Annotated in this window: 24 protein-coding genes and 3 tRNA genes; 6 read left to right on the top strand and 21 right to left on the bottom strand. The window is 60.7% G+C overall.

The annotated features are described in order from the left end of the window. Nucleotides 1-391 precede the first annotated feature (391 nt). The 3 genes from ACOMDU_RS07005 to ACOMDU_RS06995 form a co-directional block, all read right to left on the bottom strand. Entirely contained in the window at nucleotides 392-1,273 is an 882-nt protein-coding gene (locus tag ACOMDU_RS07005) for a YitT family protein (protein ID WP_421129691.1), read from the bottom strand. Nucleotides 1,274-1,413: 140 nt separating this feature from the next. Next, nucleotides 1,414-1,701 (bottom strand): sigma-70 family RNA polymerase sigma factor, encoded by a 288-nt coding sequence (locus ACOMDU_RS07000; RefSeq protein ID WP_022135424.1) that lies wholly within the window; start codon nucleotides 1,699-1,701, stop codon nucleotides 1,414-1,416. Next, a complete protein-coding gene (locus ACOMDU_RS06995) occupies nucleotides 1,682-1,915 on the bottom strand; it encodes a hypothetical protein (RefSeq protein WP_421129690.1) in 234 nt (77 codons plus the stop codon). The genes ACOMDU_RS07000 and ACOMDU_RS06995 overlap by 20 nt, the downstream gene beginning before the upstream one ends. Nucleotides 1,916-2,058: 143 nt before the next feature. Here ACOMDU_RS06995 and ACOMDU_RS06990 point away from each other — a divergent pair. From ACOMDU_RS06990 to ACOMDU_RS06980, 3 genes are all read left to right on the top strand, one after another. After that, nucleotides 2,059-2,134: transfer RNA gene (locus tag ACOMDU_RS06990), tRNA-Thr, on the top strand. A 19-nt stretch (nucleotides 2,135-2,153) separates the two neighbouring features. After that, nucleotides 2,154-2,238, top strand: a tRNA-Tyr gene (locus ACOMDU_RS06985). Nucleotides 2,239-2,599: 361 nt separating this feature from the next. Beyond that, the gene (locus ACOMDU_RS06980; protein WP_421129689.1) at nucleotides 2,600-3,355 is read left to right on the top strand and encodes an XRE family transcriptional regulator; all 756 of its coding nucleotides are present in this window, start codon (nucleotides 2,600-2,602) and stop codon (nucleotides 3,353-3,355) included. Between the two features lie 42 nt (nucleotides 3,356-3,397). On the opposite strand, the gene ymfI is transcribed toward ACOMDU_RS06980, so the two are convergent. Continuing rightward, nucleotides 3,398-4,132 (bottom strand): elongation factor P 5-aminopentanone reductase, encoded by a 735-nt coding sequence (gene ymfI, locus ACOMDU_RS06975; RefSeq protein ID WP_421129688.1) that lies wholly within the window; start codon nucleotides 4,130-4,132, stop codon nucleotides 3,398-3,400. A 112-nt stretch (nucleotides 4,133-4,244) separates the two neighbouring features. Here ymfI and ACOMDU_RS06970 point away from each other — a divergent pair. Continuing rightward, a tRNA-Val gene (locus tag ACOMDU_RS06970) sits at nucleotides 4,245-4,320 on the top strand. A 166-nt stretch (nucleotides 4,321-4,486) separates the two neighbouring features. On the opposite strand, the gene ACOMDU_RS06965 is transcribed toward ACOMDU_RS06970, so the two are convergent. The 11 genes from ACOMDU_RS06965 to metG form a co-directional block, all read right to left on the bottom strand. Continuing rightward, on the bottom strand, nucleotides 4,487-6,022 hold the full coding sequence (locus ACOMDU_RS06965; RefSeq protein WP_421129687.1) for a bifunctional metallophosphatase/5'-nucleotidase: 1,536 nt from the start codon (nucleotides 6,020-6,022) through the stop codon (nucleotides 4,487-4,489). A gap of 4 nt (nucleotides 6,023-6,026) precedes the next feature. Next, nucleotides 6,027-6,836, bottom strand: a complete 810-nt coding sequence (phnE, locus tag ACOMDU_RS06960; protein ID WP_421129686.1) for a phosphonate ABC transporter, permease protein PhnE — start codon at nucleotides 6,834-6,836, stop codon at nucleotides 6,027-6,029. Between the two features lie 10 nt (nucleotides 6,837-6,846). Further along, nucleotides 6,847-7,668, bottom strand: coding sequence for a phosphonate ABC transporter, permease protein PhnE (gene phnE / locus ACOMDU_RS06955; RefSeq protein ID WP_022135069.1), 822 nt, complete (start codon nucleotides 7,666-7,668; stop codon nucleotides 6,847-6,849). Then, on the bottom strand, nucleotides 7,665-8,423 hold the full coding sequence (gene phnC / locus ACOMDU_RS06950) for a phosphonate ABC transporter ATP-binding protein (RefSeq protein WP_421129685.1): 759 nt from the start codon (nucleotides 8,421-8,423) through the stop codon (nucleotides 7,665-7,667). The genes phnE (ACOMDU_RS06955) and phnC overlap by 4 nt, the downstream gene beginning before the upstream one ends. A gap of 92 nt (nucleotides 8,424-8,515) precedes the next feature. Then, the gene (locus ACOMDU_RS06945) at nucleotides 8,516-9,571 is read right to left on the bottom strand and encodes a phosphate/phosphite/phosphonate ABC transporter substrate-binding protein (protein WP_022135067.1); all 1,056 of its coding nucleotides are present in this window, start codon (nucleotides 9,569-9,571) and stop codon (nucleotides 8,516-8,518) included. A 155-nt stretch (nucleotides 9,572-9,726) separates the two neighbouring features. Then, entirely contained in the window at nucleotides 9,727-10,503 is a 777-nt protein-coding gene (locus tag ACOMDU_RS06940) for a MurR/RpiR family transcriptional regulator (protein WP_421129684.1), read from the bottom strand. Between the two features lie 175 nt (nucleotides 10,504-10,678). Continuing rightward, the gene (locus tag ACOMDU_RS06935) at nucleotides 10,679-12,070 is read right to left on the bottom strand and encodes a DUF4179 domain-containing protein (RefSeq protein ID WP_421129683.1); all 1,392 of its coding nucleotides are present in this window, start codon (nucleotides 12,068-12,070) and stop codon (nucleotides 10,679-10,681) included. Further along, the gene (locus tag ACOMDU_RS06930) at nucleotides 12,067-12,621 is read right to left on the bottom strand and encodes an RNA polymerase sigma factor (protein ID WP_421129682.1); all 555 of its coding nucleotides are present in this window, start codon (nucleotides 12,619-12,621) and stop codon (nucleotides 12,067-12,069) included. The genes ACOMDU_RS06935 and ACOMDU_RS06930 overlap by 4 nt, the downstream gene beginning before the upstream one ends. 200 nt (nucleotides 12,622-12,821) lie before the next feature. Then, a complete protein-coding gene (locus ACOMDU_RS06925; protein WP_421129681.1) occupies nucleotides 12,822-13,367 on the bottom strand; it encodes a hypothetical protein in 546 nt (181 codons plus the stop codon). After that, on the bottom strand, nucleotides 13,364-13,924 hold the full coding sequence (locus ACOMDU_RS06920; RefSeq protein WP_421129680.1) for an RNA polymerase sigma factor: 561 nt from the start codon (nucleotides 13,922-13,924) through the stop codon (nucleotides 13,364-13,366). Before ACOMDU_RS06920 ends, ACOMDU_RS06925 begins: the two co-directional genes overlap by 4 nt. 351 nt (nucleotides 13,925-14,275) lie before the next feature. Beyond that, a complete protein-coding gene (metG, locus tag ACOMDU_RS06915) occupies nucleotides 14,276-16,240 on the bottom strand; it encodes a methionine--tRNA ligase (RefSeq protein WP_421129679.1) in 1,965 nt (654 codons plus the stop codon). Between the two features lie 219 nt (nucleotides 16,241-16,459). Here metG and buk point away from each other — a divergent pair, with 219 nt between their 5' ends. Then, the gene (buk, locus tag ACOMDU_RS06910) at nucleotides 16,460-17,551 is read left to right on the top strand and encodes a butyrate kinase (RefSeq protein WP_421129678.1); all 1,092 of its coding nucleotides are present in this window, start codon (nucleotides 16,460-16,462) and stop codon (nucleotides 17,549-17,551) included. A gap of 115 nt (nucleotides 17,552-17,666) precedes the next feature. Beyond that, a complete protein-coding gene (locus ACOMDU_RS06905; protein WP_421129677.1) occupies nucleotides 17,667-18,323 on the top strand; it encodes a zinc ribbon domain-containing protein in 657 nt (218 codons plus the stop codon). Between the two features lie 45 nt (nucleotides 18,324-18,368). Here ACOMDU_RS06905 and ACOMDU_RS06900 read toward each other — a convergent pair whose 3' ends face one another. The 6 genes from ACOMDU_RS06900 to ACOMDU_RS06875 form a co-directional block, all read right to left on the bottom strand. After that, nucleotides 18,369-19,379 carry a putative glycoside hydrolase gene (locus tag ACOMDU_RS06900; RefSeq protein WP_421129676.1) on the bottom strand — a complete coding sequence of 337 codons (1,011 nt, stop codon included), beginning with the start codon at nucleotides 19,377-19,379 and terminating at the stop codon, nucleotides 18,369-18,371. 42 nt (nucleotides 19,380-19,421) lie between these two features. After that, entirely contained in the window at nucleotides 19,422-19,856 is a 435-nt protein-coding gene (rpiB, locus tag ACOMDU_RS06895; protein ID WP_421129675.1) for a ribose 5-phosphate isomerase B, read from the bottom strand. A 22-nt stretch (nucleotides 19,857-19,878) separates the two neighbouring features. Further along, the gene (locus tag ACOMDU_RS06890) at nucleotides 19,879-20,688 is read right to left on the bottom strand and encodes a histidinol-phosphatase HisJ family protein (RefSeq protein WP_421129674.1); all 810 of its coding nucleotides are present in this window, start codon (nucleotides 20,686-20,688) and stop codon (nucleotides 19,879-19,881) included. 11 nt (nucleotides 20,689-20,699) lie between these two features. Continuing rightward, a complete protein-coding gene (gene dnaJ, locus ACOMDU_RS06885) occupies nucleotides 20,700-21,836 on the bottom strand; it encodes a molecular chaperone DnaJ (protein ID WP_421129673.1) in 1,137 nt (378 codons plus the stop codon). Nucleotides 21,837-22,050: 214 nt separating this feature from the next. After that, nucleotides 22,051-23,901 carry a molecular chaperone DnaK gene (gene dnaK, locus ACOMDU_RS06880; RefSeq protein WP_421129672.1) on the bottom strand — a complete coding sequence of 617 codons (1,851 nt, stop codon included), beginning with the start codon at nucleotides 23,899-23,901 and terminating at the stop codon, nucleotides 22,051-22,053. Nucleotides 23,902-23,960: 59 nt separating this feature from the next. Further along, entirely contained in the window at nucleotides 23,961-24,152 is a 192-nt protein-coding gene (locus tag ACOMDU_RS06875; protein WP_022135525.1) for a PspC domain-containing protein, read from the bottom strand. Between the last annotated feature and the right edge of the window lie 14 nt (nucleotides 24,153-24,166).

Below are 24,166 nucleotides of genomic sequence, written 5' to 3'. Positions count from 1 at the left end.
GCAATTAAAACTGCGAAATATTTATACCGGAAAAGTTGCATTTCCTGTTTTTTAGCAAACAAACACGCCCGCCCACTAATAACATCATTACTATACGCCGGTGTTTTTCAACTTTCAAGCCGCAAAATGAACAATTTTTGAACATTAAGTTTGTATAAATTTTTGGTTGATTTGTGCAAAAAAATGTGGTAGTTTGAAAACGTTACCGACACTTGCCGTTTTTTTTGTTTTACGAGGCGCTGTCCCGCCTGTAAGAACGGTTTGCGCCGGTTTCGTTTTTTATCAGCGGACAAATTGGAAACGTTGCCGCCTTCACATCCGCAATTTCCTGAAAAGGTAAGAAAAAAACACCATCCCGTGGGATGGTGTTTTGTGATTTTTTCGGTTACTGTCACCCCAGGTGGCGCTCGAAATTGCCGCCGGCATGGACGCCCTCCTGCACGATGTAGAAGGCATCCGGGTCCACCCGGCGCAGAACATCCTGCAGGGTGTCGATCTCATACTTGGACAGGCAGACACAGAGCACCTGCACCTCGTCGCCGGTCCAGCCGCCCCGGCCCGTCCAGCTGGTAACGCCCCGGTCCAACTGCTCCATGATGTAGCGGGGCAGCTGGGGGTCGTTCTTCTTGGTGAAGATCAGCAGCTGTACCGTAACATTCTGCCGGTGGATACGGTCCAGAAACAGGCTGCTCAGCACATTATATATAGCGGAGTAGATCGCGGTGGTGGCGTCGAACAGGAAGAAGCACAGGGTGTACAGCAGCGCGTTGAAGAAAATGGAGAACCGACCCACGGTGAAGCGGCTGCCCTTCTTGCTGAGATACAGCCCCAGGATGTCCAGGCCGCCGGTGGAGCAGCCGCAGGTCAGCACCAATCCAGAGGCAAAACCCGCCAGGATGCCGCCTACCATACAGCTGGTGAGGATATCCGGAATGACCGGCGTGGACGGCGAGGGAATGACCGCCAGAAAGACAGAGTTGCAGACGGTGCAGATCGCTGCCTTCCAGAAAAACTCCCGGCCTAGGGCCTTGTAGGCCAGCAGGAACAAGGGAATGTTCACGAAGAAATACAGTACACCGGCCAGGTCGAAGGGCAGGGAGAGAGACAGCTCCCGCTGCAGAAGGGTACGGATCACCTGGCACAGGCCGTAGGCCCCGCCGCCGTAGAGGCCCTGAGGCACGATGAACACGTTGATGGCCACGCTGAGCAGCAGGCCGCCCAGCAGACCGCCGATCAGGCGCAGGCTCTTGTTGTGCATGAGTTTCTGATACATGGAGCGATACTCCTTTTCTTCCATGGTAATGTCAGTAATACCGGCAGGATACGTAGGTGATACATATATGGTACGTATACGGTACGTATATAGTATGTGGCGGAACGGGAAATGTCAAGCACTTCTCGTTCCGCCGCGGATCAAAAGCTATATCGCAGGCAGCGCTCCAGTCTGCGGAGCGCCCGGTGCAGTGAACGGGACACCGTGGACTTGTTGACGCCCAGCACCGCCGCGATCTGGGTCACGTTCATGTCCCTCTCCATGTACAGCGCCAGGACCTCCCGCTGGCGGGGCGTCAGCTCCGCCGCCACAGCCTTGGGCAGGTTCCGCAGCAGCCGACGGCGGCGTTCGCTGTTGTCCCCGGCCTGGGTGTGGAGCCAGAACTCAAGACCCGCCCGATCCATGGGGTCATATACGGTACTCGCCATAGCCGCAGAAGCTCCTGTCGTAGTAGCGGGCCGTCAGTTGGGTCAGGCGGCGGCACTGCTCCAGCATGGGCCGCAGCTCCGCGATCCGGCGGCGCAGACGCCGGGCCTCCTCCTGATCGCCGGTGGTACGCAGGGCCAGGCGCAGCTGCGCCAGCCGCCCGGCCACCAGCGCGGCGCTGGCGTCGTACTGTACGGAAAGTTGTGATAATGTCATATGCGATCCCCCTCTTTCGTTGTTCTGCATGGTTCTTTTGTGAAAGCTGTATAACTTTAAAGCGATAAATTTTCTGTTTCCTGATAAACTTTCTTGTTGACATTGAGGGAAAGCTCTGGTATAATACGGTTCGCTGGTGAGATGCTGGTGTAGCTCAGCTGGTAGAGCAGCTGATTTGTAATCAGCAGGTCGGGGGTTCGAATCCGTCCACCAGCTCCAATTGAATACCCGTATATTTGGGGGATTTCCCGAGTGGCCAAAGGGGACAGACTGTAAATCTGCTGGCAATGCCTTCGGTGGTTCGAATCCACCATCCCCCACCAAAAATACCGATCAGCCCTTCAGGCGGTCGGTATTTTTATTGTCAACGCCGCGGTACCTATCATGTGCACGCCCCGAGAGAAGCGGCCCAGCCCGCCGCAAAAGAGCACGCTCCGGCGTGCTCTTTTCGTTTTTTGCCGCCCCCTCTGCCGCCGTTTGTATCCACCTCCTCCACGCCACAGCATTCTTGTGACAACCCCCTTTCAAAACCAAGAAACTTGTTGATGACGCTACTGTATCACAAGAAACTTGTGATGTCAAGTCAAAAATCACAAGTTTCTTGTGATTATCCCTTGACAAAACCAAAAATCCAGCGTAGTATACTGTCAAAAGCAGTCTGTATTTGTCGAGGAGGTGCGCGGCGTGTCTTTTGGTGAACAAATGCGGCGGCGGCGGGAGGAGCTGGGGCTGACCCGGCAGGCGCTGGCCGACCGACTGGGAGTGTCCGTATCCGCCGTGGGCAACTACGAGACGGGCATCAGCGCCCCCAAGGAGGAGGTGCTCCTGCGGCTGTTTGACGCGCTGGAGGCTGAGCCCAACTATCTGTACCGGGGCAGCTACCGCGCCGCCTCCGGCGGCCACAGTGACGAGGAGCGCCGTCTGCTGGCCAAATACCGGGATCTGCCCCTGTCCGGGCGCCAGACCGTCCACACGCTGGTGGACGCGCTGACCGAAATGACTGACGACCTGCGCGCCGCCGCACCCGCCGCCGAGAGGCGGGTCATCCCGCTGTACACATCACCCGCCGCCGCGGGCTTTGCCGCCCCGGTGTTCGGCGAGGACTATGAGCTGATACCGGTCACCGGCGACGTACCGCCCGGTGCGGAGCTGGCCGTGCGGATACAGGGCGACTCCATGGCGCCGGTCATCGCCGACGGCGCCGTGGTCTACGTGAACCACGACCCGGTGCAAAGCGGCGACGTGGGCATCTTCTGCGTGGACGGCGATATGCTGTGCAAGCAGTACTACCGGGATCCGCTGGGTATGGTATACCTGTTCTCCCTGAACCGGAAGCGCTCGGATATGGACGTGATATTCCACCGGGGCAGCGGCCGCAGCCTCACCTGCTTCGGCCGGGTGATGCTCCACACCCAGCCCCTCCCGGAGGGACATATATAACGAAGCAGCCCGCCTCTTTCGAGGCGGGCTGCGTTTTCGCGGTCACAATATAAATCCTCCGTCGCAGGTGAGCACCTGCCCGGTGATGAACGACGCCTTCTCGTCCGCCAGGAAGCTGACAGCGGCGGCGATGTCCTCCGGCGTGCCCAGACGGCCCAGCGGCGTCTCCTGCGCCAGCTGGGGGAGTACCTCCGGCGGCAGAGCGCCCAGCATATCGGTCTTGATGACACCCGGCGCAACGCAGTTGACCCGGATGCCCGTTGGCGCCAGCTCCGACGCCAGCGACCGCGTCAGCGCGATCAGCGCGCCCTTGGTGGCAGAGTACGTCACCTCGCAGCTGGCGCCCCGCAGGCCCCAGATGGAGGACACGTTGACGATGCACCCGGCGTGTTCGCGGAGCATATGGGGCAGCACCGCCTGTATGGTGTGGAACGCCCCGTCCACGTTCACGGCGAAATACCGGTGCCACAGGGCGTCGGTGATGTCCTGGAACAGCGCCTGTCCCGCCACGCCCGCATTGTTCACCAGCAGCGACACGGGGCCGAGCTCGCCCTCCACCCGCCGCACCATCTCGTTCACCTGCACCCGGTGCGCCACGTCCGCCTGCACGGCCATGGCGCGGCCGCCGGCGGCGCTGATCTCCGCCACCAGTGACATGGCGCAGTCCTGCCGCTCCCGGTAGTTGACGCACACGGCGTAGCCCTCGGCGGCCAAGCGGCGGGCCACCGCCCGTCCGATGCCCCGGGAGGAGCCGGTCACCAGCGCGATCTTTTCCATGGGATCATCCCCTTTTCACAGTCTTTCCCCGTGAGTATAGCAAATTTCCGCGGGAAAGGCAAGAAAAGTGTTGACAAACCGGGGTTGATAGGGTAATATACTATCGTTGTCTGCGCGGTTAGCTCAGCTGGTAGAGCACATGCTTGACGTGCATGGGGTCACAGGTTCGAGTCCTGTACCGCGCACCACGAAAACCTCGGAACCACAAGGGTTCCGAGGTTTTTTGCTTTGCAAATTTTGAATTCGAGTCAGTGACGCACGCCAAAAAAGCCCCGGGGCCGAAAAGGTCCCGGGGCTTTTGGAGCACAGGAAGCGTTGTAAAACGGCAGCGGTTTGTCCGAGACGCAGCGGCGCTTATCCCTCGCTCCGCACAGGCGGAAGGACCTGAAAATCGCCGCGGCGCTCCGGCATGGCGTCGCCGTACTGCTTGAAGTAGTCCAGGATCAGATCGGACATTTCCGTGCCGATCTCCCGCACCACGGGGCAGCCCACATAGCAGTCATACCCGCCGGTGCCGCTGGCGCGGTAGCTGTTCAGGCAGATGGTGAACACATCGGTATCCGCCACGGGCTTTCCCTGCACGGTCATGGCAGCGACCCGCTGCCCCACCGGGCGGGAGATATCGTAGGTGTAGGACACGCCCATGTAGTAGTCATAGTTGTAATGCTCCACCTTCGGCTCCAGGAAGCAGTCCGACACCCGCAGGGTGCCGTCGTCGTTCCGGGTAAAGTATGCCGCGCTGCGCTCCATCGCCTGCCGCAGGACGGCGCCGGTGATCTCCAGCACCGACAGCGTGTTGGTGTAGGGGTAGGCGATCAGCAGATCGCGCCGCCGCACCACCCGCGGGAGCCCCGCCGCGTCGTTGGCCAGGCTGGAGGCGGACAGCTGCGCGCCGCTGGCCCAAAGCTGCACCGCGTTGAACAGATCGGGGAGGCCGCTGCCTCCGGCCGCCATGTGCAGCGGCGTGTCCGGCATCAGAGGCTGCGGCAGATGGCCCACCACCTGATCCAGCCAGTCCTGGGCGCCGCGCTCCATGCCGGCGAACTCGTCCAGCCACTCCCGGCGGCATGCACCGGATGCGGGGATCGTCTCGCTGGTGAAGCGCTTGCCCGTTTCGGATATGGCCGCCTCGATGTGCAAGAATTCCTGTCCCCGGTCGGTGGGCTGCACCACGAAAGTACCGCACAGCGTCTGCCCGTGGACGGTCATGTGCTGGTGCCCTGTCAGCAGAAGGTCAAAGTCCAGCTCCTGGCACAGGCGGTAGGCCACGTTCTCATGGGTGGTGGACAGCACGCGGCCGGTGGCCAGATCTCTCTCGAAGCCGCCGTGATAAATGCACAGCGTCACATCCACCCGGCCCCGCAGGGATTCCAGCGCCGCACGCGCGGCGGGGATAGGGTCGCTGATAGTGATGCCGGACAGGTGCTCCGGCTTCTCCCAGATGTTCACGTAGTCGGTGACGATGCCCACGATGCCGATCCGCAGGCCGTTCTCCAGCGTGTGGATACGGGCAGGGAAGCGCACGCGGGCGCCGTCCCAGCGGACATTCTCGCAGACGCAGCGGGCGTGCAGAGCGTTGAGATAGCTGTCCAGATAGTCCATGCCGTAGTTGAAGTCGTGGTTGCCCAGGGTCACATAGTCGTAGCCGCAGCGGTTCATTATCTCGGCGAACCGGCTGGCGTCGCCCAATGTGTCATGGCAGTAGGCACCCAGCGGCGAGCCCTGCAGGATATCGCCGCCGTCGATGACCAGCGTGTTCCCGTCCTTATGAAACTGGCTGGCACACTTGAACAGACCGATATTCCTCTCCTGCCGGCTGCGGTAGTCGGTGGGATAGATATAACCATGGAGGTCAGAGGTGAAGTAGATGGTAAAGCGTTTTGTGTCCATCGGCTCACCCCCGTGCCAGCTTGATACGGATCCGGGAGGATATCCACTCGATGATCAGCACCAGCACGATCAGGCCCAGCAGGATCGCGCCCACCTCGTTCCAGCGATAGGCGCTCATGGCGAAGATCAGCGGCGCGCCGATACCGCCCGCGCCCACCAGGCCCAGCACCGTGGCGTCGCGCAGGTTCATGTCGAAGCGGTAGATGATGGTGGAGGTGAAGTCCGCCGTCAGCTGCGGCAGAATGCCGTAGCGGATCTTCTGGAACGTGGTGCAGCCCGCGGCGTCCAACGACTCCAGGATGCGCTTGTCCAGGTCCTCGATGCTCTCGATAAACATCTTGGACACCATGCCGATGGAGCACAGGGACATGGTCAGCAGGCCTGCGAAGGGGCCGGGGCCGGTGACGCGGATGAACATCAGGCCGTAGACAAAGGCGGGAACGGTGCGGATAGCGGCGATCAGAATGCGTCCCACCAGCGCCAGCGGCTTGGGGACCAGATTGCTGGCGGAGATAAACGACAGGGGCAGCGAGATCACCGCGCCCACGATGGTGCCCAGAAAGGCGATGCAGAACGTCTCCAGCAGCAGATAAGGCACACCGTTGGTGCCCAGTGTGAACAGCAGCTTGGCGGAGGGATGGAAGATGCCGGAGATGATATTCCCGGCTACCTCCAGCCCGTTGCTGGTGGGGTTGCTGGTCTGTACGGCCGTGCCGGACCACGCCAGCAGGCAGGCCACGATGAAGGCCGCCAGCAGCTGCCACAGCCACGTTTTCGGCGCGGAGGCGCAGGCTTTTTGAATTCTCTGTTCCATACGGCCCTCCTTACGTCAGTTTCTTACGCAGGGCGTGGCTGATCGCCTCGATGACCATAACGGCCACAAACAGAACGATCAGGATCATGCCAAGGCTGTCGTACTCACGCCAGCCGATCTTTTCATTCATAATAAGGCCCAGTCCGCCTGCGCCCACGTAGCCCAGAATGGAGGCGTAGCGCACGTTGCCCTCCAGGCAGAACAGGGATACGGACAGATAGGTGGGCAGCACCTGGGGAAACACCGCCGTGGTAAAGGCCTGCAGCCGGGTGGCGCCCAGCGCCTCCATGGCCTCATAGGGTCCCATATCCACCGTCTCGATGATCTCGAAGAGCTGCTTGCCCACATAGGCGAAGGTAAACACCGCGATGGCGCAGGTGCCCGCCATGGTGCCCAGGCCGAAGATGTAGGTGGCGATCAGGGCGCACACCAGCGTGGGCAGTGTCCGCACAAGGCTGAGAAACAGCCGGACGATGAACACCACCACGCGGTTGGTGACGATGTTGCTGGCGGCGGCTACGGCAAAGGGGATCGCCAGCACCGCGCCGATGAACGAACCCAGGAAGGACATCTTGATGGTGTCCCACAGGGGCTGCCAGATCTTGCTCAGATACCCCGTGTTGGGCGGGAACATGGCCGCGAGGATATCGAAAAACTTGCTGCCCTTCTTCACCAACACCCCGAAATCGAAGCCGGTGATGTGCACAGACAGCGCGCCCAGCGCCAGCACGATCAGAATGACCAGCGGCGCGCGGCTGCGTTTTTCCTCCACCACTGCGCCGTTGGGCAGCGTATAGCGGCGGGGCTTGAACAGACGGTCGTACAGGCTCATGCGTCTGCCTCCGTCTCGCTGTCGTCACCGTAGATGGCGTCCAGCACCGACTGGTCCACATTGGCGGAGGGCCCGTCATAGACGATCTTGCCGGCGCGGATGCCGATAATGCGGTCGGCGTACTCCAGCGCCAGCTCCACATGGTGGATGTTCAGCAGGATGGAGATGCCCATCTCCTCATTGATGCGGACGAAGTCCTGCATCACCTGCTTGGCGGTAACGGGGTCAAGGGCAGCCACCGGCTCATCTGCCAGAATGATCCGGGGGTTCTGGGTCAGTGTGCGGGCCAGCGCCACCCGCTGCTGCTGACCGCCGGAGAGCTGGTCGGCGCGGATGTAGGCCTTGTCCAGAATACCCACCTTATCCAGCGATTCTAGCGCCTTGATCTTGTCCGCCTTTCGGAAGGCACCCAGCAGCACCCGCCAGAAGGGCATATCCGGCACGCAGGCGGACAGCACGTTCTTGATGACGGTGGTGCGGGTCACCAGATTGAAGGACTGGAACACCATACCGATGCCCCGGCGGAACCGGCGCAGGCTCTTGCCCGACAGGGTGCTGACATCGGTGCCGTTCACCGTCAGCGTGCCGGAGGTGATCTGGTGCATCCGGTTCACGGAGCGCAGCAGCGTGGACTTGCCCGCGCCGGAACGGCCGATGATGGCCACAAACTCGCCGTCCTGAATGGTCAGGTCCACGTCGTCCAGACCCACCGTGCCGTTGGGATACACCTTGGATACATGGTCGAAAATGATCATATGGTCTCCTCTTTTCCTGAAATAGCACACGGGGAGGGCTGCACAGCGGAAGGTCATGGCTGTGCAGTCCTCCCCGCGCTTGGGAAAGTGCTTTAGTTGGCGGCAGACAGCTCCTGGATGAGCTTCTGCGCGGCGCGCTCGTTGTCGTAATCGGAAGCCTGTGCCACCTGATAGCCGTTGTGGCTGTAGATAGCGATGACTTCCTTACCGGCATCGGTGTTGCCGATGTTGATGAACGCCTGCTGCAGCGCGGCGATCAGGTCAGCGTCCATGATCTCGGAGTTCTTGCTGACGGAGATGGTGTCGTTGTAGATGGGGGCGGTCACGCCGATCACGCCGGTCTCCTCCCAGATGGAGCCTTCACGGCTGAACTCGGTGTTCCAGCGCTCGGCATAGTCGCGGCGCGCGTCGGCATAGGTCACCAGCACGTCCACCTGGCCGGAGGCCAGACGGGCAAAGGCGCTGGCGTAGGAGTCGGACTGCACGGCGCTCTTCAGGTCAGAGATGCCCTTGCCGTAGTGATCCTGCAGCCACAGGGCGGGATAGATGTAGCCGGCGGGGGAAGAGGTGCCCATGACGCTCCAGTTGGCGCTGTCCAGGTCCTCCCAGGTCAGCTCTTCGCCGGCGTTGACCTTCTTCACCAGCTCCTGGCCCTTGTCAGAGGGGCCGGCGATGAACAGGGCGCGGTAGGAAACGGCCTGCTTGTCGGAAGCCTCGGTGGGCTGGCCGTCATTCCAGTCCTTGGCGTTGTCGGAGTCCTTGCTCAAGCCGTCGCGGGTAGCGGTCAGAATGACCTCGGCGCCGTCGTCATACAGCACATAGGTGCCGCCGGGGATCAGACCCACGTCGATGGTGCCGGCCTCAAGGCCCTCGCCCACAGCCTCATAGGTGGTGCCGACAGTGATCTCCACGTCGCCCACCTCGTAGCCCTGCTTGGCCAGCTCGTCCTTCAGCATCTGCTTCAGGGGCTCGGTAACGGTAATGATCTCCTCCGGCTCGCGGGAGGGCACGAACGCGACCTTCAGGGTCTCGATCTTCTTCGCGCCGTCGGTGTCGCCGGTATTGTCGCCATCGGTCTTGTCACCGCAGCCGGCCAGCAGGCCGAGCGCCATGACCAGCGCCAGCAGCAGAGCAAAAAACTTTTTCATTCTTTTTTCCTCCATAAAGTGTTGTTCCCTTGCCCGGAGTAGTTCTCCGGGACGTGTACAGCGGCATGGCACAGCAAAAGGCGCACCATACCGTCTCACAGTATAGCACACCTTTATAGAGAAAAATTTTCCGATTTGGTAAAAAAAGTAATATCTCAGGCGTCCCTCTCCCGCCCGAAGTAGAACGCCACCAGCTCCTCGAACGCCAATATCACATGGCCGAAAAAGCTGTTGGGCAGGCTGCCGGCCAGCGTCTGCCGCGAGCCGTCCACCACAAACACGATGTCCGACATCTGTGCCAGGGTAGAGTCGCTCCGCTTGGTGAACGTGACGATCTTGTGGCCGTTCTGCCGGGCGTGACGCACGTCGTTCAGCACCGGCTCCGTCTCGCCGCTCTGGCTGACGGCGAACATCACCGGCGGGGCCTCCGCCGCGTCGGACAGGTGGTGCGCGTCGCGGAACAGCATATAGTCATAGAAATGAACGTTGTTGAACACCATAAAGCCGCAGATAGACAGCCGCTGGGCGATATAGGCACCCACAATGTTGGAAAAGCCTTCGCCGGTGGTGAACAGCTTGGCCCGGCGCGACTGGTCCAGCAGGCCGCAGAACCGGTCCAGCAGCTCGTCGGAATAATTGTCGATCAGGCTCTTGATATTCTCCGCGCTGCGGTCCTGGCCGTGGGAGTTGAACTGGCGGCTGAGGTAGTAGTACAGCTCGCTGTATCCGTCAAAGCCCAGCCGCTTGCACATCTTGACGATGGTGGTGGTGGAGAGAAAGTTCTCGTTGGCGATCTGCTGGATACCCACGCGCTTCTCGCCGCGCTCGATATGTGCCGTGATGCTGGTGATCACCCGTTTCTCGTCCTCAGAAAGCAGATTTGTCAGCAGAAAATAGCCGTCGCCCACAGCCTGTCCCTCCTTGCCATCCATGATATTTTTTTCATTATAGCAAACCGGGCGGCGCCTTGCAAGACAGCGCGGGAGAATTCGGCATTCCGCCGATGCGGCGGCCTCCGCGCCGTCCCGGGCGATAGCAGATGACAAAAGAGGGGTGTGATCACCCCTCTTTTGTTCTGCCGTTTCCGAAGCGGCCTGCGCGGAACCGTCAGCGCGCAAACACAGTCTCTCCGTTGAACGTCAGCTTGCAGATGCGCTCCGGCTCCATGGGCTCATCGAACCGCGCCCAAACCATGCAGCTGTCGTCGGCTTGATCCGCAATAAAGCTCCAATCGCAGGGGATAGACTTGCCGTCCTCGTCAAACGCTTTGAACGCGCTGAGGATGCCAGTGGTGGAGTCCACATAATCGGCGAAGTACACCGCCATGGACAGCTTGGAGCATTCGATTTTCTCCGCCGTGAGCACCTCCCCGCCATAGGAGAGGGAAACGCTCTCCGCCAGCACCTCGCTCTCAACGGTGACGGGCGTTTCCTCCAGCGTGACCCGCCAGTCCCCCGGCAGCACGGTGGTGGTGATCTCCTTTCCGCCCCAGTGCAGTTCCAAATAGGGGAGCGCTTCCTTGTCAACGGCCACATCCCGCCAAAAGTACCGCCAGTCGGCATCCGTGGCATCCGGGTCAAACTCGTCGGGCTGTCCGAAATGACAGTGGGACTCCGGGTAGATGACCGTGTCCGTTCGCGTGTCCAGGAAATACCAGTTCTTCTCCCAGGACGCGGACCATTCATCCGAGCCCAGCGGTTCTTTCATCACCAGATGGAGAGTGCCGTCCTCCCATCCGGCGTTGCAGATGGACGCGCCGCAGGGCAGCTGCACGTCCGCGTCCCCCGGCTGCCAGTAATACCGCACCGTTCCGTTGCGGAATCGCTGCTGGCACTGGGGCAGCTTTGCGTTCTCTCCGGCGTTTTCCACCATCTCCGCCACGTTGAAGTCGATCGTCTCGTCGTCGAACCACCGTTTCTCCTGCCAGTTGGCGAAGGTCATCACCAGACCGTTGGCACTGCTGCCCGGCTGCCAGTCGGCGTGTACGACGCCCTCCAGCTCGTTCTTCGGCACGCCCTCCTTCCGCTCCAGAAAATACGACACATAGGCGCCGGACATCATCTTGCCGGGGAAGTACAGCTCAAAGTCGGCGAATTGGCCGCTCTGATCCAGCACAGCCCCCTCGTTGGCCTTCACAGAATAGAGAAGATACAGGGTGCGCTCGTCCGAGATCACCTTTTCCACACGGATGTGCAGCTCCTCCGCAGCTGCCGTGGGTTGCTGTTGGGAGACCACCGGCGTCTCGTCCCCGTCGCCGATGACAGTCTGTTCAGGAGAAAAGATGTCGCGCCATGACAGCGGCAGTCTGCTGACGGCAAAGGCGGTCACGGATACGCCCAGTATGACCAGCATCGCCACGCACGCGGCGGATAATTTAGGGAAGCGGGCTGCCCGTTTCCGGCCCGCGTTCGCGGCATCAAAATCAAGGGCCTCCTCCAGATATGCCGCATCCACGTCTCCGATGGCGGAGAGCAGCTTTTCGGTGTTGTGCTCCATCATAGAGTTACCTCCTTGCGTTCCAGGTACGTATGTAATTTCCTGCGAATTCTGCCCAGCCGGACAGATACGTTGTTTTCAGTGGTACCGAAGGCATCCGCGATCTCGGACAACGGCTGCGCGAACCAGTACCGCCTGACGAACATGACCCGGTCATCCCGGCGCAGGGCAGCGAGAAACGCATTGATCTGCGCGGACAGCTCACCTGCGGCAAGCTGCTCGTCGAGGGAATGGGCGGAAATGCAGTCCTCCAGTTCGGATAGCGAGACCTCAAACCGGCTGCTCCGCTTCAGCGCGGAATTGGCCCGCAGCTTTTTCAAAGAGAGGTTGCGGACGATACGGCAGATATAGGCTCTCAGCGGGTCGGGGCGCTGCGGGGGAATGCTGTTCCACGCGCCGAGCCAGGCGTCGTTGACGCATTCCTCCGCGTCCTGCGGGTCATCCAGAATGTTGTCGGCGATTTGGAAGCACAGCGCGCCGTACTTCCGTGACAGCTCGGTGATCGCCTGCTCCGAGCGCTCAAAAAACAGGCGTATGATCTGTTGGTCCTCCATGGGGCGACGTACCTCCTTTCGCCTTCTTCACACATTAACTACCCTTTTGAAGCAGGATATGACGCTTCCTTTCAAAATCCTTACGAAGTATATTATATAGTAAAAAGAGCGCCTAAGCGCTCTTTTTGTGTCTGCACCCGATATATCCCACGGAAACGGGCGCGAATATGCCGCGGAAAAGGGTCGGCCGCGCATTGCTTTTATGGCCGTATGTTCGGCGAGGTGTTGTCGATGATCTCCCATTTCCCGGTTTTCGCATCCTGCGTCAAGTAGAAGTGCTGCTCCGTGCAGCCGTCGTTCATAAACGTTTTTGTGTGGTCGTACGCCACATAGTATTTTGCCCGGACGACGACAAAATGCTCTGCCAGATACTCGTCCGTCCAGCCTCTTGACGCGGCGAGTTCGCTGCCGGCGTACATTTTAACGACACGCGCTGTTTCGCTCTTATCCACTTCGATCTCATCCACACGCACACAAATCGTATATGCTTTATCGGCTTGCCCTTCGATGGCACTTTGAACGGTTTGCGCCGGATCGGGAGACGGCCTCTGAAGCCACCGGTCAAACAGCCCCAGCTCGTGTGCCGTAAAACCGCAGAGCGCCAATGCGGCGATGATGGCGGCGGCCAGTACGGCCAGCTTTTTAGTGCCTACTTTTGATGTGTGCGGGCGCTCATAGAAAAGAGCCTCCGTGATATATTTGTCCTCCAGTGCACTCATGGCATCGGTAAGCTTCACTGCGTTCACACAGACACCCCTCTTTCTATCAGATATTCCCGCAGCTTCTCACGAATACGGGACAGTCGGACAGACACATTTTTCTCCGTTAGTCCCACAAATTCGGCGATATCCCTGCCGCTGTCGCAAAACCAATAGCGGCGCATAAAGATAACGCGGTTTTCAGCGGTCAGCGTGTCCAAAAAGCTCTCTATGATGCGGGCTAACTCTCTGGCTTCGATCTCTGCGTCCACTGTGTCGGGAGATGCTATGCAGGCTTCGATCTCCTCCATAGCCGCCGCGCAGCGGCCGCTTCGTTTGGCCGCTTTCTTTCTGTAATAGTTGTTCAGGGAAGTATTCCGAACGATCTTGCAGAGGTAGGTCAGCAGCGGGTCGGGTCTTGCCGGCGGTATCGTGTTCCACGCGCCAAGGTAAGCGTCGTTGACGCATTCCTCCGCGTCCTGCCGGTCGTTTACAATATTGTATGAGAGCCGATAACACGCCTTGCCGTATTTCGTATCCAGCTCCCGTATCGCCTGCTGGTCGCGCTTGAAAAGCAGATCGATGATCTCTGCATCCTCCATCATGTACACCGCCTCCTTTCCGGCTTCACCTATGTACTACGGTTTTAACGGCAAATGCTACATCAATTTAAAAGATCATATCAGATTTTTGCAAGCGCTTACACCCATGCCGCTTACACCGCTTTTCTTCGCCGTGCGTTCCCCCACCCCGAGCTGCCGGCCGAACAGCCGCAGCAGCTCCGACGTCAGCCCGCCGATGGCTGTATATTGATTTCGCCTTCTCAACAAACGTGTTCACATCGGAGGCGGCAGCTCTTAGTTTCTCCGGCACGACCGTCTCCAGTTCGAACGTGCGGATTTTGAGATGCGAAAAAAGGAGCACCCCCGGCGGGGTGCTCCTTCGGTCACTTTTTGTCAGCACAGCTTGGCGCCGGCGGGGACGCTGTCGTCGATCAGCATCAGGTGCAGCTTCTCCTCACCCTTCTCCTTGTGCACGGCGGAGATCAGCATGCCGCAGGAGGGAATTCCCATCATCTTCCGCGGCGGCAGGTTCAGGATGGCGATGGCCGTCTTGCCGATGAGCTGCTCCGGCTCATAGTACTGGTGAATGCCGGAGAGGATGATGCGGTCCGTGCCGCTGCCGTCGTCCAGAGTGAACTTCAGCAGCTTGTCGCTCTTCTTCACCGCCTCGCAGTTCTTGATCTTCACGGCGCGGAAATCGGACTTCAGAAACGTATCGAAGTCTACCTCATCCTCCACATAGGGCTCCAGCTCCACGGCCGGCAGGGCGGCCTTCTTCTGCTGCTCCTGCAGCTCGTTCAGCTTGGCCAGGGCCTCGTCCACATCGATGCGGGGGAACAGATTATCACCCTTGCTGATGACCGCCTGGTTGGGCAGCACGCCCCACACGTTGGCGTTGTCCCAGCTGCGGCAGGCCTCGTCCGCGCCCAGCTTGGCGAATATCTTATCGCAGGTGTCGGGCATGACCGGCAGCAGCAGGGTCGTGCAGATGCGGATGGTCTCCAGCAGGTTGTACAGCACGGCGGCCAGGCGCTCGCGCTTGTTCTCATCCTTGCCCAGCGCCCAGGGGGCCGTCTCGTCGATATACTTGTTGGCCCGGTCGATGACCTTGAACACCTCGTCCAGTCCGTTCTGCAGCTGCAGCTTGTCCATCTCCGCCTGATAGCGGTCACGCAGCGCGCAGGCCATCTTCTTCAGCTCGCAGTCCTCCGGAGCGTCCTCCCGCTGTACGGGCAGCTTGCCGCCGAAGTACTTTTCCGCCATGCCGGTGGTGCGGCTGACCAGGTTGCCCAGCTTGTTGGCCAGGTCGGTGTTGATGGTGCCGATCAGCAGCTCGTTGCTGAAGTTGCCGTCGCTGCCGAAGGGAAACGTCCGCAGCAGGAAGAACCGCAGGGCGTCCACGCCGAACATCTCGGACAGGGCGTAGGGATCCACCACGTTGCCCTTGGACTTGGACATTTTGCCGCCGTCGATGACCAGCCATCCGTGACCGTACACATGCTTGGGCAGAGGCATACCCATGCTCATCAGCATGGCGGGCCAGATGATGCTGTGGAAGCGCACGATCTCCTTGCCCACGATGTGGTAGTCGGCGGGCCAATACTTGTCGTAGTCGTTATACTTGTCGTTGTCAAAGCCCAGGGCGGTGCAGTAGTTGAACAGCGCGTCCACCCACACATACACCACGTGGCCGGGATCAAAGTCCACGGGAATACCCCAGCTGAAGCTGGTGCGGCTGACGCACAGGTCCTCCAGGCCGGGCTTGATGAAGTTGTTGACCATCTCGTTGACGCGGGTGCGGGGCTGCAGGAAGTCCGTATCCTCCAGCAGATGCTGTATCCGGTCGGCGTACTTGCTCAGCCGGAAGAAATAGGCCTCCTCCTCCGCGTCCTTGACCTCGCGGCCGCAGTCGGGGCACTTGCCGTCCACCAGCTGGCTCTCGGTCCAGAAGCTCTCGCAGGGGGTGCAGTACTTGCCCTTGTAGGTGCCCTTATAGATGTCGCCCTTCTCGTACATGGTCTTGAAGATCTTTTGCACGGCGGCGCAGTGATAGTCATCGGTGGTGCGGATAAACCGGTCGTTGCTGATGTTCATCAGCTTCCACAGGTCCAGAATGCCCTTCTCGCCCTCCACGATGTGATCCACGAACGCCTGGGGCGTCATGCCGGCCTCCTTGGCCTTCGTCTCGATCTTCTGGCCGTGCTCGTCGGTGCCGGTCAGGAACATGACGTCATAGCCCTGCAAACGCTTGTACCGCGCGATGGCGTCGGTAGCCACGGTGCAGTAGCTGTGGCCGATGTGCAGCTTGTCCGAGGGGTAATAGATGGGCGTGGTGATATAAAACGTCTTCTTCTCCATAGGATAGTTCTCCTTTTCCCCGTTCCGAATGGAAGAACGGTATAAACTCACATATATCATTTTAGCCCACACTATGCGCTTTGTCAATCAGACCCGTATGTAAAATACCGTATTTTTGCGTAAAAACCCATTTACAGACGGCATCATATTCTGTATAATAAGGAATGTTGATTTTACCCGCTGTGCCGCGGAACAAAAGAGCATAGGAGGAAAACAAACGTGTCTTACAGAATTCTTGTAGTCAATCCCGGCTCCACCTCCACCAAGATCGGTGTCTATGAGGATGAGCAGCTTCTCTTCGACAAGACCCTGCGCCACAGTGCGGAGGAGATCGCCCAGTTCAACACTATCCCCGCCCAGAAGGACTGGCGCCGCGACCTGGTAATGAAGGCGCTGCGCGAGCAGGGCTTCGACGCCCGCACCCTCTCCGCCGTCTCCGGCCGCGGCGGTCTGCTGCGCCCCATTCGCGGCGGTACATACGCTGTCAACGACAACATGGTCAAGGACTGCACCATCGGCGTGCAGGGACAGCACGCCTCCAATCTGGGCGGCCTGATCGCCCGCGAGATCGGCGACGAGCTGGGCATCCCCTCCTACATCGTCGACCCTGTGGTCATCGATGAAATGGCAGACGTGGCCCGCTATTCCGGCCACCCCCTGTTCCAGCGCGTCAGCATTTTCCACGCTCTGAACCAGAAGGCCGTGGCCAAGCGCTTCGCCAAGGAGCAGGGCAAGAAGTATGAGGATCTGAACCTCATCGTCTGCCACATGGGCGGCGGCGTTTCCATCGGCGCGCACATGAAGGGCAGCGTGGTGGACACCCAGAACGCGCTGGACGGCGAGGGTCCCTTCTCTCCCGAGCGCTCCGGCTCCCTGCCCACCGGTCAGCTGGTGAAGCAGTGCTTCTCCGGCAAGTACACCGAGGGGGAGATGCACCGCATGCTCTCCGGCCGCGGCGGTCTGGTGGCCTACACCGGCTCCAACGATATGCGCTATCTGCTGGCGCAGGCCGAGCACGATAAGAAGATCGCCGGCGTGGTGGATGCCTTCCACTACCAGATCGGCAAGGAGATCGGTGCCATGGCCACCGTCATGCACGGCAAGGTGGACCAGATCATCCTCACCGGCGGCATCGCCTACGGCAAGGAGACCGTGGACGCCATCTCCGAGATGGTCGGCTGGATCGCTCCCATCACCGTCTATCCCGGCGAGGACGAGCTGCTGGCCCTGGCCCAGGGTGCCCTGCGCGTCCTGAAGGGCGAGGAGAAGGCCCAGGAGTACCGCCGTCCCCGTCCCGAGGACAACAACTGATACAACAGAGAAAATGAAACGTCCCGCGGCTCTCGCCGCGGGACGTTTTTGCCTTGACAATAGCCCGGTTTCCCGATATATTGAGGATATCACATATAAAAAGGAGAGAGAAATCATGATGCCTACCACCATGCTCATTATCGCCGGTGTCCTGGCCCTCGTCGCCACTGTCCTGGCCTTCATCTATGTGGTCCCGGAGAAGAAGCGGGAAAAGCTGGGCGCCTTTGGCAAGTTCCTCCACGATACCTGCAACTTCAAGTACCTGATGGTGGAAAAGATCCTTCAGGCCCTGTACATCTTCAACACCGCCGCCGTTATCATCTTCGGCGTGCTCATGCTCTTCCGCACCGAGTACAACTACTGGACCGGCGACCGCATCTGGATGGGCGGCTATGGTCTGCTGATCATCATCCTGGGGCCCATTGCGATCCGCCTCAGCTATGAATTGATGATGATGGCCATCTTGCTGCTGAAGAACGTCATCTCCATCAACCACAAGCTGGCCGATCAGACCGGCAACGGCAGCGGGGACGTGTTCGCCGCCCCGAATATGCAGGAGATGAAGGAGGCTCTCCGCCAGCGCCGTGAAGCGGCACAGGCGGCACAGGCGGCACAGGCGGCACAGGCGGCACAAGCTGCGACACAGGCGGCACAGAGCCAGCCCGCCAATTTCTGCAGCCAGTGCGGCGCCAAGCTGGAGAACGGTGTCTGCCCCCACTGCTCCGCCCCCAAGGACAGCGCCCCGGCCGACAGCACACCGCCTCAGGAATAAATCAGGCAAAAAAAGAAGCACCCGCCCGGGTGCTTCTTTTTTTGTTCAGCTTACGATCACATAGCTTCCGCTTTGCGGTGCCTCCGCCGTCATGGCCACCACCCGCGTCTCCGGGTCATAGCCCTCCGGCAGCGCCGCCTTTACGGCGGCAAGGTCGCCCTCCGCCGGCACATACAGCCGGTCGAACAGCTCAGCCATCTGCTCCACGGACAGACTGTCCGTGTTCCGCACTACCACCGACAGGGCTGTGCCCTCCGGCAGTGCCGACCGCAGATTTTCGGCAAAGTCGGCCAGCACCTGCGCCGGGTCCGCCGCCGTGTTGGCAACGCCCGTCGTATCCGACGGGTAGCAGAACTGGTCCAGCAGGACCTCCTTAAAGCCCAGCTCGCCGCACTCCTTCACCAGCGCGGTGATGTATTGCAGCACCTGCGGGTCGGTGGGGTCCAGCCAGGCCTGCCCCTCCGCGTCGTACCACAGCTGCCCGTCCTCCCGGACCAGCGCCGTTTCCGGCACGCTCCGGGCGTAGGCGCTGTCCCGGAAGCACACGATGTGCCCCACGGTGTACCGTCCGCTGCTCAGTAGTGTACGCAGACATTCGATGGGCCGTCCCGTCTCCACCACCACGCCCCGCGGCGTCTCCACGTCCGTGGCGTAGGTGATGCCGCCGGTGGTACGCTTTACCGCCAGCACCAGGTCCTCCGGTGCCAGCGTGTTCATGATGTAGTCCGCGCCCCACCACAGGCAGTCGTCCGGCAGCCGCGTGCCGTGCAGCGCCGCCACCTTCACATGGGGATGCTCCGGCACCACCGTGTCCACGATGTCATCCCGGTCTCCGGTGCCGTCGACGGTGCTGTCATCCGTTTTGTCATCACGGTCGTCCTTCCTGTGGAAAAAGGGAAGGTCGATGGTGGCGTTGCCCGCCTCGTCGTATACCACGTAATTCTGCAATGCCAGATAGGCCAGCGCGCCCACCAGCACCAGCGCCAGCACCACGATCAGCACGATCTTTCCGCCGGACATTCGGCCACGGTAGCTGTTGTATCCCTTTGTCGCCATAGACGTTACCTCACAAAGTCACGTTTCTCTATCGGAACGCGCTCACTGGATGGCATCCAGCAGCGCCACACGCCGGGCGTGACGTCCACCTTCAAACTCCGTGTGCAGGAAGATCTCCACCATCCGCTTGGCCAGATTGCCGCCGGTGATGCCCGCGCCCAATGCGAGCATGTTGGCATCGTTATGCCGCCGGGTCATCTCCGCCTGGAGAGAGTCGGTGCACAGCGCGCAGCGTATACCCTTCACCTTGTTGGCGGCGATGGAAACGCCGATGCCGGTGGTGCAGATCACGATGCCCTTGTCGCATTCCCCGGCGGCCACCGCCCGGGCGGCCTTCTCGGCGAATACGGGGTAGTCCACGCTCTCGGTGGAATAGCACCCGAAGTCCTCATAGTCGATGTCGTTCTCCTCCAGCCAGATGAGGATGTCCTGCTTCAGCAGGTAGCCGCCGTGGTCACAGGCGATGGCAATTTTCATAGTGGTCGTCTCCTTTGTGTTTTTACAGCTTCCGGAACGTGGGCTTTCCGCCCTCAAACGTGCAGAAATACCGGAACCCGCACGTCCGCAGCAGCGCCTGCGTTTCCCGGACGCAGCAGCCTACATATTCGGCGGAGTGCGCGTCCGAGCCGATGGTGATGATCTCGCCGCCCGTCTCCCGGTACAGCTTCAACAGCGGCGCGTCCGGCAGGGGCACGTTGCCCCGGTTGGTGTTGCACTCGATGCCGCACCCGCTTTCGATCAGTGCCCGGAAAATCTCCCGGCACTGGTCGTAATGACCGTCGAAGGTCATCTGCTCGCCCAGATTTTCATTCATGTACCGCAGCGGCAGCGTCAGGTGGCCCAGCACACTGAACCTACCCCACCGCGCCAGACGCAGTACGTCCTCCAAGTAGCTGTCTATGACTCTATGATAATACGTTTCGCTGTTTTTTTCAATGTAATACAGGTCAAAATGTTTGAATTTTTCGCCTGCCATATGCACGGAGCCTATAACAAAGTCCAGCTTTGGCGCCTCGCCCAGCAGTTTCTCCGCCCGGTCAAAGCCCATGGGCGCCTCGCCCAGCTCCGCCCCCAGCCGGATGGCCAGCCGCCCGGTGTATGTCTCCCGCGCCTCCGGCAGCTCCCGCAGCAGCCGCGACCAGTCGAAATGCTCCCGGGGCCGGTGGTCGCCCCACAGCACCGTGTCCACGTGGTCCGTCACGCAGATCTCATCCAGCCCGACCCGCACCGCCGCTTCCGCCAGCTCACTGACCGTCAGCTGTCCGTCCGGCGACGTGGCCGAGTGGGTATGATAGTCCGCCAGATACATCCTTCACCTGCTCATTTCTTCTTGAAGAAGCTCTTGCGCTTTTCGTAGTTGCTCTCGCCCAGCATATCGCTGAAGCTCCGCAGGGCCTCCTTCTGCTCCTTCGTCAGATTTCGCGGCGTCTCTACGTTCACGGTGACATACTGGTCGCCGCGGCCTCTGCCGTTCAGCACCGGGATACCCTTGCCCCGCAGCCGGAACACCGTGCCCGTCTGGGTGCCCTCCGGCAGGTCGTATTTCACCTTGCCGTCAATGGTGGGGATCTCCAGCGTGGCGCCCAGCACCGCCTGGGCGAAGGTGATGGGCGCGTCGCAGAACACGTCCACGCCCTCCCGGCGGAATGTCTCGTCCGGCTGCACCATGACGGTGATCAGCAGGTCGCCGGCGCTGCCGCCGTTTTTGCCGGCGTTGCCCTGGCCCCGCAGAGAGATGGTCTGGCCGTGGTCGATGCCGGCGGGGATGTTGACCTTGATGGTCTTGCGTTTCCGCACCCGACCCTGTCCGCCGCAGTCGGTACAGGGCTGATGGATAATGCGGCCGGTGCCGTGACACTTCTGGCAGGGACGGCTGGTGGCAAACACGCCCATAGGCGTCCGCTGCTGCACCTGCACCTGGCCGCTGCCGCGGCAGTCGGGGCAGATCTCCGGCGTGGTCCCCGGCTGGCAGCCGCTGCCCTTGCAGGTAGCGCACTGCTCGCTGCGCTCCACGGTCACGTCCTTCTCGCAGCCGAAGGCCGCCTCCTTGAACGTCACGGACACGCTGGCGCGGATGCTCTCGCCCCGCTGGGGCGCGTTGGGGTTACGGCGCTGGCCGCCAAAGCCGCCGCCGAAAAAGCTGCCGAAGATATCGCCCAGATCGCCGAAGTCGAAGCCGCCCGCACCGCCATACGCGCTGCCGCCTGCGCCCGCGCCGTAGCTGGGATCCACGCCCGCGAAGCCGAACTGGTCGTACCGGGCCTTTTTCTCCGGGTCGGACAGCACCTCGTTGGCCTCGTTGACCTCCTTGAACTTCTCCTCGGCCTCCTTGTCACCGGGGTTCATGTCCGGGTGGTACTTTCGGGCCAGCTTTTTATATGCTTTTTTGATCTCGTCCTCCGATGCGCCCTTGCTGACGCCGAGGACCTCATAATAATCTCGTTTTTCCTGTGCCATGGGATAAATCTCCTATTGCCAGTCTTGTTGCCTGCGGAGCCGACTCCATCGGCAAAGCGATGGATTTTGCGTCCTGCCGATGGCAGACCGACGACGGCGTACCGCGTGTACGTCGAGGAGGTCTGACGATGGCAGGGCGCAAAAGGCGCGCTTTTCCTAAACGCCGCGACAAGGGACAGGTATACCCTGTCCCTTATCACGGGATATATTTGCCTTACTTGTTGTTTTGGTCATCATCGTCGACTACCTTATAGTCGGCGTCGTAGTACTGCTGGCCGCCGTTGGGGTCGCCGCCGGGCTGCTGACCGCCCATGTTGGGGTCACCCTGAGGCGCCTGCTGCTGGTACAGCTTCTCGCTCATCTTGTAGAACAGCTGGGTCAGCTCCTCGGTGGCCGCCTTGATGGCGTCGGTGTCCTCGCCCTTCAGGGTCTCCTTCAGCTTCTCCACGCCGGCGCGGATAGGCTCCTTCTCGCTCTCGGGCACCTTGTCGCCCACCTCGTTCAGGGTCTTCTCGGCCTGATAGACCATCTGGTCGGCCTGGTTGCGGACCTCCACCTTCTCCTTGATCTTGGCGTCCTCGGCGGCATACTGCTCGGCCTCCTTGACGGCCTTCTCAATATCCTCCTTGCTCATGTTGGAGGAGGAGGTGATGGTGATGTGCTGGGCGTTGCCGGTTCCCAGGTCCTTGGCGCTGACGTTCACGATGCCGTTGGCATCGATGTCGAACGTGACCTCGATCTGGGGCACGCCGCGGCGGGCCGGGGCAATGCCGTCCAGGTGGAAGCGGCCCAGGCTCTTGTTGGCGGCGGCCATCTCACGCTCGCCCTGCAGCACGTTGACCTCCACGGAGGTCTGGTTGTCGGCGGCGGTGGAGAAGATCTGGCTCTTCTTCACAGGGATGGTGGTGTTGCGCTCGATCAGACGGGTGCACACGCCGCCCATGGTCTCAATACCCAGGGACAGGGGGGTCACGTCCAGCAGCAGCAGGCCCTTCACGTCGCCGGTCAGCACGCCTGCCTGCAGGGCGGCGCCCATGGCCACGCACTCATCGGGGTTGATGCCCTTGAACGGTTCGCTGCCGGTAAAACTCTTCACGGCCTCCACCACGGCGGGGATACGGCTGGAGCCGCCCACCATCAGCACCTTGGCCAGGTCGCTGGGCTTCAGACCGGCGTCGGACATAGCCTGACGCACGGGGCCCATGGTGGCCTCCACCAGGTGGCCGGTCAGCTCGTTGAACTTCGCCCGGGTCAGGGTGACGTCCAGATGCTTCGGGCCGGTGGCGTCGGCGGTGATATAGGGCAGATTGATGTTGCTGGTGGTCACGCCGGACAGCTCGATCTTGGCCTTCTCGGCGGCCTCCTTCAGGCGCTGCATGGCGACCTTGTCGCCGCTGAGGTCGATGCCGTCGGACTTCTTGAACTCGGACACCAGATACTTCATGATGCACTGGTCGAAGTCATCGCCGCCCAGGCGGTTGTTGCCGGCGGTGGCCAGCACCTCGATCACGCCGTCGTCGATCTCCAGGATGGACACATCAAAGGTGCCGCCGCCCAGGTCGTAGACCATGATCTTCTGTGCCTGCTCTTTATCCACACCGTAGGCCAATGCGGCGGCGGTGGGCTCGTTGATGATACGCTTCACGTCCAGGCCGGCGATCTTGCCGGCGTCCTTGGTGGCCTGACGCTGGCTGTCGGTGAAGTACGCGGGCACGGTAATGACCGCCTCGGTGACGGTGGTGCCCAGATACGCCTCAGCGTCGGATTTCAGCTTCTGCAGGATCATGGCGCTGATCTCCTGGGGGGTGTAGCTCTTGCCGTCGATGGTCACGCGGTGATCGGTGCCCATCTCACGCTTGATGGAGGAGATGGTGCGCTCCGGGTTAGTGATGGCCTGGCGCTTTGCCACCTGGCCCACCATACGCTCACCGGTCTTGCTGAACGCCACCACGGACGGGGTAGTGCGGTTGCCCTCCGCGTTGGGGATAACGACTGCCTCGCCGCCTTCCATCACGGCTACGCAGGAATTGGTCGTACCAAGGTCGATACCGATAACTTTAGACATAATGATTGCCTCCTGTATATAGATAAATATTTATTGCTTACTGTATTTGATCTGGCCGCTTAATAGGGCCGGTCCGGCATGATGAGCGCGGCAATGATATAGGCCAGCACACCGCTTCCGCCCAGCAGGCAGAACACCACCCACGCCAAACGCACCAGCGTGGAGTCGATGTTGAAATACTCCGCGATGCCGCCGCATACACCGGCTATCTTCTTGTCTGTGCTGCTCTTGTACAGTTTCTTGCCTTCCATGTTCGTTACCTCCC

The organism is Vescimonas sanitatis, from assembly GCF_049060325.1.
Taxonomy (GTDB): Bacteria; Bacillota; Clostridia; order Oscillospirales; family Oscillospiraceae; genus Vescimonas; species Vescimonas sanitatis.
The sequence above is the reverse complement of the archived record's forward strand: the minus strand, read 5'-3'. Positions and strand labels throughout refer to the sequence as shown.